The 15,007-nt window shown below is 71.0% G+C and carries 2 protein-coding genes; one reads left to right on the top strand and one right to left on the bottom strand.

Translation table 11 applies throughout. From position 1 onward, the window contains the following. Positions 1 to 2: 2 nt before the first annotated feature. A complete protein-coding gene (locus tag D7V77_RS45645) occupies positions 3 to 13,148 on the bottom strand; it encodes a non-ribosomal peptide synthetase (protein ID WP_120574431.1) in 13,146 nt (4,381 codons plus the stop codon). A 223-nt stretch (positions 13,149 to 13,371) separates the two neighbouring features. Here D7V77_RS45645 and D7V77_RS01225 point away from each other — a divergent pair, with 223 nt between their 5' ends. Beyond that, on the top strand, positions 13,372 to 14,964 hold the full coding sequence (locus D7V77_RS01225; protein ID WP_120574430.1) for an MBL fold metallo-hydrolase: 1,593 nt from the start codon (positions 13,372 to 13,374) through the stop codon (positions 14,962 to 14,964). Positions 14,965 to 15,007 lie beyond the last annotated feature (43 nt).

Raw genomic sequence — 15,007 nt, 5'->3', positions numbered from 1 at the left:
TGTCATTCCTCGCCTGAAGCCAGTTGCCCTGATGCAAGCAGGGCGTCGATGTCGTCGCTGGTGTCCTGCTCCAGCAGGGCCAGCAATTGCTCCAGCTCCGCCTGATCCGCCTGGGTGGACTGGGCCTGCACCAGGTGGACGGAGAGCCGGGCGATGCTCGGGTTCTCGAAAAGCGCACTCAGCGGCAGCTCGACTCCGAGCTCGCTGCGAATGCGGGAAATGGTTCGGGTCGCGAGCAGGGAGTGGCCTCCCAGCTCGAAGAAATCGTCGTGGATGCCGACGCGCGCCACACCGAGGATCTCGGCGAGGATGAGCGCCAGCTTCTGCTCCACGTCACTGCGTGGCTCGACATAGGGGTGCTCGGACGCGGGCCGTGCCCCGGAGACATCGGGCAGGGCCTTGCGGTCCACCTTGCCGTTCGACGTCAGCGGCAGCGCCTCCAGCGTCACGAACGCCGAGGGCACCATGTACTCGGGCAGTCGGCTCTTGAGTGCGCGACGCAGCTCACCCACGTCGAGCGAATCGGGGCCCTGGCCGACGACGTAGGCGACGAGGCGCTTGTCTCCGGCGCCCTGGCCCTTGGCCACCACCACCACTTCCTTCACCGCCGGGTGCGCTCGCAGCGCTCCTTCTACTTCGCCCAGCTCGATTCGGAAGCCACGCACCTTCACCTGCGTGTCCGCACGGCCCAGGAACTCCAGCGTCCCGTCCGCGCGCCACCGCGCCAGGTCTCCCGTCCGGTACATCCGCTCTCCGGCGAGGCCACCGTGCGCGTCCGGAATGAAGCGCTCCGCCGTCAGCTCCGCGCTTCCCAGGTAGCCTCGCGCCACGCCCTCTCCGGCCGCGTACAGCTCGCCCGCAACACCCACCGGCACCGGATTCAGCGCCGCGTCCAGCACGTACACGCGCGTGTTGCCAATCGGATGGCCGATGGCCACCACCTCGCCCACCTGGCTGCCTTCCGTCATCCGGTGGCAGCTGGTGAAGAGCGTGTTCTCCGTCGGGCCGTAGCACGCCGTCACCGGCACCTTCAGCTCTTCCACCACCCGACGCACGTGCGGCGCCGACACCACGTCTCCGCCCGTCAGCAACTGCTTGAGGCCGCGCAGCACCTCCACGTCCGCGTCCACCACCTGCGCGAAGAGGCCCGCCGTCAGGTGCAGCGTCGTCACGCCCTTCCCCTTCACCACCCGCTTCAACTCCTCCACGTCTCCCACCGGGCCCGGCGGGTACACCACCAACCTCGCTCCATTCAGCAGGCTGCCCCATACCTCCAGCGTCGAGGCGTCAAACGACACCGGGGCAATCAGCAGCAGCGTCTCTTCAGGCCCCAGGTGCGCGTACTTCGTCCCCTTCACCGTGCGCAGCACGCCCCGCTGCTCCGTGCACACGCCCTTCGGCTTGCCCGTGCTTCCCGACGTGAAGTCGATGTACGCCAGGTTGCGTCCACCCACTCCACTCCTCGGCGCGTGCTTCGGCTGCTGCGCCAGTTGCTCCTGCACCTCCTCCAGCAGCACGCACTCCATGCCCTGCACCGGCAGCTTCTCCGCCAGCGCTCGCCGCGTCACCACCACTCGCGGCTTCACCTCCGACACCATCTGCTCCAGCCGCGCCTGGGGGTAGTCCGCTTCCAGCGGCACGTACGCGCCTCCGGACTTCGCGATGCCCACCAGCGCCACCACCAACTCCACCGAGCGCTCCAGGCACAACCCCACCCGCTCCTCGGCTCCGACTCCCTTGCTTCTCAGCAAGTGCGCCAGCTGGTTCGCCTTCTCATCCAGCTGCCGGTACGTCAGCTTCTCCTCCCCGCACTCCACCGCCACCGCGTCCGGCCGCTGCTCCACCTGACGCGAGAACTCCTCAGCGATGCTGCTTTCGCGCGCGTACTCCTGCTCCGTCGCGTTCCAGCCCTTCACCACCTGCTGGCGCTCCGCCTCCGTCAGCAGCGGCACCGCTTCCAGCCGCTTGCTGGCGCTCGTCATCAGTCCGAGCAGCGCCACCTTCCACTGACTCAGCAGCGCATCCATCCCGCGCTGCTCGAAGCGGGAGGTTTCGTAGGCCAGCCTCAAGCGCAGCTGGGAACCCGGGATCACCGACAGCGTGAGGGGATAGTTCGTCCGCTCCCCGAGCCACACGTCCCGGACGTCCAGTTGGGCCGTCCTGCGCTTCAGGGAGTCATCGATGGGGTAGTTCTCGAAGACGAGCAAGCTCTCGAAGAGCGGCTGCCTGCGCGGCACGTCGGTCCAGCCCTGCACCTGCACCAGCGCGCTGTGCTCGAACTGCCGCTGCTCGGCCTGCTGCTTCTGGAGCCCCTTCAGCCACTCCGCCACCACCTCGTCCCCTGGCAGCTTCACCCGGACCGGGAGCGTGTTGATGAAGAGGCCGACCATGCCTTCGACACCGTCCAGCTCGGTCGGACGGCCCGCCACCGTGGCGCCGAAGACGACTTCGCCTTCGCCCGCGTGCCGGCCCAGAACCAGCGCCCATGCGCCCTGCGCCAGGGTGTTCACCGTCACCTGCTGCCGCTGCGCGAAGCCCTGCAACGCCGACGATTCTTCCTCCGTCAGCTGCACATGCAGTTCCTGCTGGCCCTTGATGCTCTTCGAGCCACGCGCTTCCAGTGGCAGCCGCGTCGAAGCGCTCACGCCCTTCAGCGCCTCACGCCAGTACGCCTCCGCCGTCTTCGTGTCCTGCTTCCCGAGCCACGCGATGTACTCGCGGTAGGCGGAGCGAGCACTGCTTCGCGCCTGCGCGCCCGTCACCAGCGACTCGTAGGTGGCGAACAGCTCCTCCAGCACCAGGCCGAGGCTCCAGCCGTCCAGCAACAGGTGGTGGTGGCTCCAGACGAAGCGCCAGCCGTCTTCGCACAGCCGCATCACCGCCATGCGCATCAGCGGTGCATGGCCCAGCTCGAATCCCCGGCGGCTGTCCGCCTTCAGGTACTCGTCCAGCGAGCTCCGCTGCTGTTCGCGCCCGAGGCTGCTCCAGTCACGCTCCTCCCACGGCAGCTGCACCGTGCGCTGCACCACCTGCAGCGGATCCTCCAGCCCTTCCCAGAGGAAGCGCGTGCGCAGGATGGACAGCCGCTCCACCACCGTCTCCCACGCCTTCCTGAACGCCGAGACGTCGAGTCCGCCGCGCACCTCCCAGGTGAGCTGCTCGACGTAGACACCACTGCCCGCCTCCAGCAGCGAGTGGAAGAGCAGGCCCTGCTGCAACGGGGAGAGCGGATAGACGTCCTCCACGCCCTCGCCCCGGCCCAGCACCTTCTCCAACTGCGGAGGGCTCGCCTTCACCAGCGGGAAGTCCACCGGCGTCCACAGTCCCGCTTCGGACTCTGTCCGCTGCCGCAGCAGCTGACGCAACTCCTGGGCGTAGTGCCGCGCCAGTTCCTCCACGCTCTCGCGCCGGTGCAGCTCCCGGCCGTAGTCGATGGCCACTTCCAGCCGGCCGCCTACCACCAGACCGTTGACGCCCAGCACGTGCGCGCGCTTCTCGCCCTTCGCCTGCGCCTCGCCCGCCTTCTCCTTCGCCGGCGCGAAGTACTTCGACTGCGCCGCCGTCGCGTCCACCTGCCCCAGGTAGTTGAAGACGACCTCCGCCTTCGGCAGTGCGCGCAGCTTCTTCTGACTCTCGCCACTGCCCAGGTACTTCAGCAGCCCGAAGCCCAGGCCCTTGCCGGGCACCCGCCGCACCGACTCCTTCACCGCCCTCACCCACGCGCCCGCGACTTCCGCCTTCGGCGCCTCCACCACCACCGGGTACACGCTGGTGAACCAACCCACCGTGCGCGACACCTCCAGCCCCACTTCCTCCTCGCGCCCGTGGCCTTCCAGCTCCACACGCACCCGCTCCAGCCCTCTCCACTTCTTCAGCGCCGCCGCCAGTCCCGCCAGCAGCACCTCGTCCACTCGCGCCCGGTACGCCCCGGGCACCTCGCGCAGCAGCGCCGCCGTCTCCTCACGGCTCAACTCCAGACGGACCTCTCCCTCCAGGCCCGTCTCATTGCGGCCACCCGCCTCGTCCACCGGCAGCGACGGCACCTGCGCGGCGCCCTGCGCTTCCCAGTACGCCACCTCCCCTTCCACCTGCCCCGCGTACTCTTTCAGCCTCTTGGCCCACTGCTGGTACGAGGCGCTCTTCGGCCCCAACTCCACCTGCTCGCACGCCCGCTCCACGTCCTCCACCATCACCCGCCACGACACCCCATCCACCACCAGGTGGTGCACCACCACCAGCAGCCGCCGGCCCTTCTCTCCCAGTTCGAAGAGCACCGCCTTCACCAGTGGGCCCTTCTCCAGGTCCAGGCTGCCCTGTACCCGCGTCGCCACCTGCTCCAGCTCCGTGGCCACGTCCTGCGCCCCGCGCAGGTCCACCTGCTCCAGCTTCAGCGCGCCCGCTTCGTCCACGCCCGCGTTGCGCTGCTTCCACTCGCCGTCCACCCGCTCGAAGCGCATCCGCAGCGCGTCGTGGTGCTTCACCACCTCGTTCAGCGCCTTCTCCAGCACCGCCGCGTCCAGCGCGCGCGAGACCTCCAGCAGCAGCGACTGGTTGAAGTGGTGCGGTTGGCTCCGCTCCTGCTCGAAGAACGCCTGCTGCACAGGCGTCAGCTCCACCGGGCCTTCCACCGGGCCCTGCGCGGCCACCACCTGCGCGGCCACCACCTGCGCGGCCTTCACCACCTGCGCCAGCGCCTCCACCGTCTGCTTCTGGAAGAGCTGCTTCGGCGTCACCTCAAGGCCCGCCCTCTTCGCGCGGGACACCACCTGCAGGCTCAGGATGGAGTCACCACCCAGCTCGAAGAAGTTGTCCTGCACGCCCACGCGATTCAGGCCGAGCACCTGCGCCCAGACCTCCGCCAGCGTCTTCTCCACCTCCGTGCGCGGCGCTACGTACTGACGCGCCAGCTCCGGACGAACGCCTTCCGGCTCCGGCAGGGCCTTGCGATCCACCTTGCCGTTGGACGTTAGCGGCAGCGCCTCCAGGGGCACGAAGATCGCGGGGACCATGTACTCCGGCACCCGGCTCTGGAGCGCGCGGCGCAGCTCCCCTACATCCAGAAGTTCGGGGCCATGACCGACGACGTAGGCGATGAGGCGCTTGTCGCCCGCGCCCTGGCCCTTGGCCACCACCACCGCTTCCTTCACCGCAGGGTGCGCTCGCAGCGCTCCTTCTACTTCGCCCAGCTCGATTCGGAAGCCCCGCACCTTCACCTGCGTGTCCGCACGACCCAGGAACTCCAGCGTCCCGTCCGCACGCCACCTCGCCAGGTCTCCCGTCCGGTACATCCGCTCTCCGGCCACGCCACCGTGCGCGTCCGGAATGAAGCGCTCCGCCGTCAGCTCCGCGCTTCCCAGGTAGCCTCGTGCCACGCCCTCTCCGGCTGCGTACAGCTCTCCGGCCACTCCCACCGGTACCGGATTCAGCGCCGCGTCCAGCACGTACACGCGCGTGTTGCCAATCGGATGGCCGATGGCCACCACCTCACCCACCTGGCTGCCTTCCGTCATCCGGTGGCAGCTGGTGAAGAGCGTGTTCTCCGTCGGGCCGTAGCACGCCGTCACCGGCACCTTCAGCTCCTCCACCACCCGACGCACGTGCGGCGCGGACACCACGTCTCCGCCCGTCAGCAACTGCTTGAGGCCGCGCAGCACCTCCACGTCCGCGTCCACCACCTGCGCAAAGAGGCCCGCCGTCAGGTGCAGTGTCGTGACGCCCTTCCCCTTCACCACCCGCTTCAACTCCTCCACGTCTCCCACCGGCCCCGGCGGGTACACCACCAGCCGCGCCCCATTCAGCAGGCTGCCCCATACCTCCAGCGTCGAAGCGTCAAACGACACCGGGGCAATCAGCAGCAGCGTCTCTTCAGGCCCCAGGTGCGCGTACTTCGTCCCCTTCACCGTGCGCAGCACGCCCCGCTGCTCCGTGCACACGCCCTTCGGCTTGCCCGTGCTGCCTGAGGTGAAGTCGATGTACGCCAGGTTGCGTCCACCCACTCCACTCCTCGGCGCGTGCTTCGGCTGCTGCGCCAGTTGCGCCTGCACTTCCTCCAGCAGCACGCACTCCACGCCCTGCACCGGCAGCTTCTCCGCCAGCGCTCGCCGCGTCACCACCACCCGCGGCTTCACCTCGCCCACCATCTGCTCCAGCCGCGCCTGGGGGTAGTCCGCTTCCAAAGGCACGTACGCGCCTCCGGACTTCGCGATGCCCACCAGCGCCACCACCAACTCCACCGAGCGCTCCAGGCACAGCCCCACCCGCTCCTCGGCTCCCACTCCCTTGCTTCTCAGCAAGTGCGCCAGCTGGTTGGCTCGCTCATCGAGCTGCCGGTACGTCAGCTTCTCCTCTCCGCACTCCACCGCCACCGCGTCCGGCCTCTGCTCCACCTGACGCGAGAACTCCTCCGCGATGCTGCTTTCGCGCGCGTACTCCTGCTCCGTCGCGTTCCAGCCCTTCACCACCTGCTGGCGCTCCGCCTCCGTCAGCAGCGGCACCTCGGACAACTTGCGCTCCGGCGCCGCGACCGCAGCCTCCAGCAGCACGCGCAGGTGCCCCAGCATCCGCTGCACCGTCGCCGCCTCGAACAGGTCCGTGCTGTATTCCAGCGTCCCCTGGAACCCCTCCGCCGTGTCCGCGAGGGAGAGCGTGAAGTCGAAGCGGGAGGTGCCGACATCCACGTCGCGCAGGCGCGCGCTCAGCCCGGGCAGGTTCAGCTCGGCCTGAAGGTCCTGCTGGAGGATGAGCATCACCTGGAACAGCGGCGAGTACCCCAGCCGCCGCTCGGGCTGGAGCGCCTGTACCAGCCGCTCGAAGGGCACCTGCTGGTGCGCGAACGCGCCCAGGGTCGTCTCGCGCACCTGTCCCAGCAGTGTCCGGAAGGACGCCTCGGCCTCCAGCTTCGTGCGCAGCACCAGCGTGTTGATGAACACGCCGATCAGCTCCTCCACCTCCGCGCCGTGGCGCCCCGCCACCGGCGTGCCCACGCTCACGTCCTGCTGTCCCGAGTACCGCGACAGCAGCACCTGGAGCCCCGCCAGCAGCACCATGAAGGGCGTGACGCCCTCCGCACGGGCCAGCGACTTCAGCGCGCCGGAGAGATCCCGGGGCAACTGGACCGGCAGCAACGCGCCGCGGAAGCCCTGCACCGCCGTGCGGGGCCTGTCGGTGGGAAGGTCCAGCACGGGAGGCGCCCCCGCCAGCTGCTCGCGCCACCAGGCCACCTGCGCGTCCAGCACCTCGCCCCGGAGCCACTCCCGCTGCCACAGCGCATGGTCCGCGTACTGCACCGGGAGCAGTGGCAGCACGGGGGCACGTCCCTCGACGAGGGCCCCATAGGCCTGCACCACCTCGCGCACCAGCACCCGCAGCGACCAGCCATCCGAGATGATGTGGTGGAGCGTCAGCAGCAGCACGTGCTCATGCGCCCCGAGCCGCAGCAGCGTGGCGCGCATCAACGGCCCGCGCGTGAGCTCGAACGGACGGCGGGCCTCCTCACGGGAGCGCAGGAGGGCCTCGTCCTCGCGCGCGGCCGCATCCCCGCCCTGGACCTCCACCACCTCCAACAGCGGGCCGTCCGGCACGGGCGAGATGACCTGGACGGGTCCTCCCTCCTGCTCGCGGAAGTGCGTCCGAAGGGCCTCGTGACGCCGGAGCACCTCGCGGAGCGCCTCCTCGAGGGCGGCCACGTCGAGGGCGCCGTCGAGCCACACGGCGCCGGGGACGTTGTACGCCGGATTGCCCGGCTCCATCCGGTCCAGGAACCACAGCCGATGCTGCGCGAACGACAGCGGCGCCGTCTCGCCGCGAGCCACGGGCCGCACCGGGGGCAGCGCCGAGGCCAGCCCGCCTCCCGCCGCGGCCTGGAGGCGCTCCGCCAGGCCGGCCACCGTCGGGGCCGAGAACACGTCCCGCAGCGGCACCTCCACGCCGAACGACGCGCGCACCGCGGCCACCAGCCGGGCCGCCAGCAGCGAGTGCCCGCCCAGCTCGAAGAAGTCATCGTGGAGGCCCACCCGCTCCACCTGCAGCAGGCGCGCCCAGAGTCCCGCCACCCGCTCCTCGGTGGGCGTGCGCGGCGCGACGAAGGCCTCGCGGCGCGGCTCCAGCCCCCGGCCCTCCGGCGCGGGCAGCGCCTTGCGGTCCACCTTGCCGTTGGGCGTCAGCGGCAGCGCAGCAAGCACCACGAAGGCCGAGGGCACCATGTACTCCGGCAGCCCGCGCCGCAGGTGCTCGCGCAGCGAGCCGACGTCCAGCGTGTGTCCCGGACGGGGCACGGCATACGCCACCAGCCTCCGGTCCCCGGGCGAATCCTCGCGGGCGGACACCACCGCGGCCTGGACGCCAGGGTGCCGCGCGAGGACGGCCTCCACCTCGCCCAATTCGATGCGGAAGCCGCGCACCTTCACCTGGAAGTCCACGCGGCCGAGGAACTCCAGCGTCCCGTCCGCCTTCCACCGCGCCAGGTCTCCCGTCCGGTACAGCCGCGCCCCCGGCCTCCCGCTGAACGGATCCGAAATGAAGCGCTCCGCCGTCAGCTCCGGGCGGCCGCGGTAGCCGCGCACCACGCCCTCGCCGCCGATGTACAGCTCTCCCGCCACCCCTCCCGGTACCGGGCGCAGGTGCGCGTCCAGCACGTACAGCTCCGTGTTGGCCAGGGGCCGGCCAATCGGCACCGGCGACTCCGCCGCCCCCACCGTGTGCGTGGAGGACCAGACGGTGGTCTCCGTCGGGCCATACATGTTGAGCAGCCGCCGGGGCAGCCGCCTCGCCAGCGATGCCGCCAGCGCCGGAGGAAGGGCCTCACCGCCCACCAGCAGGCAGCGCAGCGTGCCCAGCACGTCCTCGGCTCCGGGCTCCAGCAGCAGCGCCCGCGCCAGCGACGGCGTGCCCTGCAGGTGCGTCACCGCGTGCTGGCGCACCTCCGCCAGCACCGAGGCCGCGCCCACCTCGTCCCCGTGCACCACCACCTGGAACCCGCGCGCCAGCGTCCACAACAGCTCCAGCACGGAGATGTCGAAGGAGACGCTGGTGACGGCCAGCCACACCGGCCGAGGCCCCACCGGCACGCGCTCGTCCATGCCGGCGAAGAAGTTGGCCACGTTGCGCTGCACCACCTGCACGCCCTTGGGGCGCCCCGTGCTGCCCGACGTGTACAGCACGTACGCCAGGTGCTCCGGGCCCGCGCCGTCGCCGGGCCCGTGCTCGGACGCCTCGCCGCGCGCATCCGGCGCGTCCACCAGGACCGGGCGCACTCCGTCCGCGCCCAGCGTCCCGTCCAGCGACGCCTGCGTCAGCAGCAGGCGCGCCCCCGAGTCCTCCAACATGTACGCCAGCCGCTCCGCCGGGTAGTTGGGGTCCAGCGGCAGGTACGCGCCTCCCGCCTTGAGGATGCCCAGCATCCCCACCACCAGCTCCACCGAGCGGCGCACGCACAGGCCCACCACGACCTCGGGCCCCACGCCCTCCGCGCGCAGCCGCGACGCCAGCGCGTTCGCCCGGCGGTGCAGCGCGCGGTATGTGAGGCGCTCCGTGCCGCACACCAGCGCCACCGCGTCCGGCGTGCGCGCCGCCTGCGCCTCCAGCAGCGCCGCGAGCCCCGCATCCTCGTAGGGCCGGCGCGTGGCGTTCCACTCCCCCAGCACCCGCCGCCGCTCGTCCTCCGACAGCAGCGGCAGCTGGGAAACCGCCCGCGAGGGCTCCGCCACGGCGCCCGTCAGCAGCGTCTCCAGGTTCGACACCAGCCGCGCGGCGGTGGAGGCCTGGAAGAGGTCGGTGCTGTACTCCAGCGTCCCTTCCAGCGCGCCCTGGACCTGGTGCAGCGACAGCGTCAGGTCGTACTGCGCCGTGCCGGTGTCCACATCCTCCAGGCGCGCCTCCACGCCGGGCAGCGCGGGCGACACCGCCGAGGCCGGCTGCAGGATGAGCATGGCCTGGAAGAGCGGCGCGTGGCTGCGCGAGCGCGCCGGCTGCAGGGCCTGCACCAGCAGCTCGAAGGGCACGTCCTGGTGCGCATAGGCGCCCAGGGTCACCTCGCGCACGCGCGCCAGCAGCTCCCGGAAGGACCGCTGTCCCTCCACCCGCGTGCGCAGCACGAGCGTGTTGATGCACACGCCCACCATCCCCTCCAGCTCCGCGTGCGTCCGGCCCGCCACCGGCGTGCCCACGCACACGTCCTCCTGGCCGGAGTACCGGTGCAACACCGCCTGGAAGGCGGCCAGCAACACCATGAAGGGCGTCACACCCTCCCGCACGGCCAACTCGCGCACGGCCCGGGTGAGCTCCGCGGACAGTCGCACGGGCCGCTTCGCGCCCCGGTAGGACTGCACGGGCGGCCGGGGCGCGTCCCCCAGCAGCTCCAGCACCTGCGGCGCGCCCGCGAGCTGCTTGCGCCACCACGCGAGCTGGGACTCCAGCACGTCGCCCTTCAGCCACTCCCGATGCCAGACCGTGTAGTCCACGTATCGCACGGGGAGCGCCGGCAGCGTGGCGTCCCGGCCCTCGCGAAGCGCGGCGTAGAGCGCGCCCACCTCGCGCACGAGCACGCCCAGGGACCAGCCGTCGGCCACGAGGTGGTGCACCACCAGCAGCAGCACGTGCTCCCGCTCCCCGGTGCGCAACAGGAGCGCACGCAGCAGCGGGCCGTGCGTCAGATCAAAAGGGCGGCACGCCTCCTCCCGCAGGCGCCGGTGCATCTCCGCCTCGCGCCGGGCCGCGGGCACGTCCGTCAGATCCTCCACTCGCGGCGTCACGTCCAGGTGGGCGAGGACGCGCTGCACGGGCACGCCGTCCCGTTCGTCCACCGTGGTGCGCAGGGCTTCGTGGCGCCGCACCAGCGCACCGAGGGCCCCCGACAGGGCCGCCACGTCCAGCTCGCCGGTGAGACGCACGGCCGCGGGGATGTGATGCAGCGGGCTGCCCGGCTCCAGCTGGTGGAGGAACCACAGGCGCTGCTGCGCGAAGGACAGCGGCACCGCGTCCTCGCTCGACGTCCGGGTGGGCGCGCCCCGGTGGGTCCCCTCCTGCTTCGCGCAGATGCGGCGGGCCAGCTCGGACAGGCTGGGGCCCTGCAGGAGCACCTCCATGGGCAGCGCCACGCCCAGGCCGGTCTCCACGTCGTTCGCGAGCTCGACGGCGGCCAGCGAGTCCAACCCGTGGCGGGTGATGGGCTCGTCGAGCCGGAGCGACTCGGGGCGCAGCTGCAGCCGCGCCGCCAGCCGCGAGACCAGCCACGCCTCCACCGCCTCCAGCCGGCTCGGAGCGCCGGCCCCGCCCTCGGCGCGCGCCGTCCCGCCGCCCGACCCGGAGGACGGTGGCGAGGACGGCCCGGACGACGACCCACTCGACGGACCACCGGAAGCACCGCCACCGGAAGGACCGCCCTCCGGGGGACCCTCCTCCTCCTCCCAGGCCAGCACGACGCGCAGCGAACCCTCCAGATAGGCCGCGCGGGTGGCGCGGCGCTGCACCTTGCCGCTGGACGTCTTCGACAGACTGCCCGGCTCGATGAGCACCACCGCGTGGGGCCGCACCTCGTGCCCCTCGGCCAGCCGCTGGCGGATGGCGCCCAGGGCGACCTCGCCCGCCTCGAACTGCTGGCGCAGGTTCGCGTAGCGGCGCAGGTCCACCTCCTGGACCAGGACGAGCCGCTCCTGACCGCCCACCTCCACGGCGAAGGCCGCGCCACAGCCGGGCCGCAGCGCCGGGTGGCTCGACTCCGCGGTCAGCTCCAGGTCCTGCGGGTAGTGATTGCGCCCGCGCAGGATGATGAGGTCCTTCATGCGGCCGGTGACGAAGAGCTCACCGTCCGCGTCGAGGAAGCCCAGGTCACCGGTGCGCAGGAAGGGACCACGCCCGTCCGCCAGCCGCCCCTGGAAGGACGCCTCGGACTCCTCGGGCCGCCGCCAGTACCCGCGCGCGACGCTCTGTCCCGACACCCAGACCTCCCCCACCACGCCCGGGGGACACGGCTCGCGCAGCTCCGGGTGCACCACCCGCAGCTCCTGATCCTCCAGGGACTTGCCGCAGCCCACCAGCGTGCGCGCCTCCGTGCTCGCGGACGGGGACTCGGCCCGGCCCAGCTCCAGCGCCTTGCGGTCCAGCGTGCGCAGCACCGGCACGTGGCCCTTCGTCGCGCCGGAGGCGATGAGCGTCCCTTCCGCCAGCCCGTAGCACGTGTAGAACGCCTCCCGGCGGAAGCCGCTCGGCCCGAACGCCTCCGCGAAGCGATCCAACGCCTCCGCGCGGATGGGCTCCGCGCCGCAGAACGCCACCTCCCAACGGCTCAGGTCCAGCTGGCGCCGCTGCTCCTCCGACACCTTCCGCACGCACAGGTCGAAGGCGAAGTTGGGCCCTCCGCTGATGGTGCCCCGGGTGCGCGACAGCGCCTCCAGCCACCGGAAGGGGTTCTTGAGGAACGTCATCGGCGACATCAGCGTGCACGCGAAGCCGGCGTACAGCGGCTGGAGGATGCCGCCGATGAGCCCCATGTCGTGGTACGGCGGCAGCCAGATGACTCCCGCGCTGTCGGCGCGCACCTGGAAGGCCCCGGAGATGAGCCTCAGGTTGTGCAACAGGTTGCCGTGGCTCAGCATCACCCCGCGAGGCGTGCCCGTGGAGCCGGAGGTGTACTGGAGGAACGCCAGCGACTCCGGATCCGCCTGCGTGCCCCGCCAGCCTGCCTCCCCGCCTTCCGGCAGTTCGTCCGTGGCCACCCAGCGCAGCGCCGCCAGGTCCGGCGCGAACTCGAAGAGGGCCTCCTTCATCGACAGCACGAAGGACGTGGTGAGCACCACCGTCGCCTGCGCGTCCTGGATGATGGCCCTCAGCCGCGGCAGCGTCCGCTCCAGCCGCATCGGATCCGGCGGGTAGGCCGGCACCGCCACCACCCCCGCGTACAGACACCCGAAGAAGCCCGCCACGTACTCCAGCCCCGGCGGATACAGCAGCACCGCGCGCTCACCGGCGGGCGTGGACTCCTGGAGCGCCACCGCGATACGCCGCGCCCGCGCATCCAGCCCGCGATACGTCAGCTCCGCGTCCGGGCCGTCTTCTTCCAGGAAGGTGTAGAGGCGCTCGTCGGGCTTCGTCTCCGCCCGCCCCAACAACAACTCCACCAACGTGCCGCCACGCGGGGTAAGCCCTGCACCCATACCAAGCCTCAGAGATGTATGTTTCCCGGCTGCACCGCAGTTTTTACAGAGAGCCCACAATGCACGGAATGCAATTATGGCTGGGCTGACACCTATACAATTTCACTGATTGTGGCAAACTGCCCCAGCGCACGCAGTGACCCGCAGCCGACCCAGGTCGTGACCCGAGGGAGCTGCCGGACCGTGCGCGCTCACCAGGGCGTGCGCCACCAAGGATTGAAGGATGTCTCAGCCCGCATTGTTCCTGAAACAAAACGTCGTCACCGAGCCGCTCTACAACCAGTGGTACGCGTGGTGGTTCCTGGCCTCGCCCATGACGGCGCCGCTGTTCGTGGCGAACCTCCATGTGAAGATCATGGAGTCCTTCGTGGCCAACCCGGCCATCCACGTGGCGGCGCTGAAGAGCCCGGCGCTGCGCGGCGGCCCCTACCTCAACCTCGGCGTGGACCGGGTGGGCGACGTGAAGGCGCTGCTGGAGCGCACGCTGAAGGACGAGGCGCTGTCGCTCCAGTACGCGAAGGCCATGCTGGAGCTGGACAAGCTGCTGGCCACCGCGGAGGGGTACTCGCTGGAGGACCTGTACCCGCGCGTGCCGGACCTGCTGCGCGGCTACGTGGAGCTGACGTACGACCTGAACAACCGGGCCTCGCCGCGCTTCTTCGAGGCGCTGCTCTACCGCAGCCCCTTCCACCGCGAGTCCTCGCAGAGCCTGTCCATGCGGCTCATCCACGGGGACGAGCGCCCGTACGTCTTCAGCACACCGCGCCTGGACACCGCGGACGGCAGCCTCCAGGTGAAGGTGCCCTACCGGCACGAGGCCCTTGACCGGCTCTTCGCCATGAGCCGCACCCCGGCGCCGGTGGCGCCCGTGCGCGAGGCGCTGGGCATCGCGGAGAAGGACGCGGACACCTTCGCCGCCTTCTTCACGGAAGAGCCCCCGCGTCCGGCGCCCCGGTACGACGGGGACGGGGTGCGCGTGCGCTACTTCGGCCACGCGTGCGCGCTCATCGAGTCACGCCACGTCAGCATCCTCACGGACCCGGTCGTCAGCTACGACTTCCCCACGGACCTGCCGCGCTACACCTTCGCGGACCTGCCGGAGAAGCTCGACTACGTCCTCATCACCCACGGCCACGCGGACCACCTGATGTTCGAGCCGCTGCTGCAGCTGCGGCACCGCATCGGCACCCTCGTCGTGCCGGCCGCCGGCGGTGGCAGCCTGGCGGACCCGTCGCTCAAGCTGATGCTCAAGCAGGCGGGCTTCCAGAACGTGGTGGCGCTGGCGGAGCTGGAGTCCCTGCCGCTCCCCAACGGCGAGCTCATCGGGCTGCCCTTCATCGGCGAGCACGGCGATTTGGACATCCAGGCCAAGCTGGCCCACCTCGTCAAGCTGGAGGGCAAGTCCCTGCTGATGGCGGCGGACTCCAACGCGCTGGAGCCCCACCTGTACGAGCACATCCACCGCGAGGTGGGCGACATCGACATGATGTGGCTGGGCATGGAGTCCGAGGGCGGGCCCCTGAGCTGGATGTACGGCCCGCTGCTGCCCGCGCCGATGCAGCGCAAGATGGACCAGTCGCGCAGGCTCAACGGCTCCAACGCAGTGCGCGCCATCGAAATCGTCCAGCGGCTCAAGCCCGGACAGGTCCACATCTACGCCATGGGCCGCGAGCCGTGGCTGGGCCACGTCATGGTGATGGGCTACCACGAGAACTCCCCGCAGCTCGTCGAGTCCCGGAAGCTGCTCGCGTACTGCGCGGAGAAGGGCATTCCGGCGGGCATGCCCTACGGACAGGCCGAGTACTTCCTCCGCTAACCCGGCCCCACCCGGGGTGACCCGGGCCGCGGCGCCTCCCCCG

It is taken from the genome of Corallococcus sp. CA041A (assembly GCF_003612075.1).
GTDB lineage: Bacteria > Myxococcota > Myxococcia > Myxococcales > Myxococcaceae > Corallococcus > Corallococcus exiguus.
This window is presented reverse-complemented; position numbering and strand designations above follow the sequence as displayed.

What these genes read in the sequence shown, in the direction of transcription:
- D7V77_RS45645 (WP_120574431.1), bottom strand. Translation starts at nt 13,148, where the DNA reads ATGGGTGCAGGGCTTACCCCGCGTGGCGGCACGTTGGTGGAGTTGTTG.
- D7V77_RS01225 (WP_120574430.1), top strand. Translation starts at nt 13,372, where the DNA reads ATGTCTCAGCCCGCATTGTTCCTGAAACAAAACGTCGTCACCGAGCCG.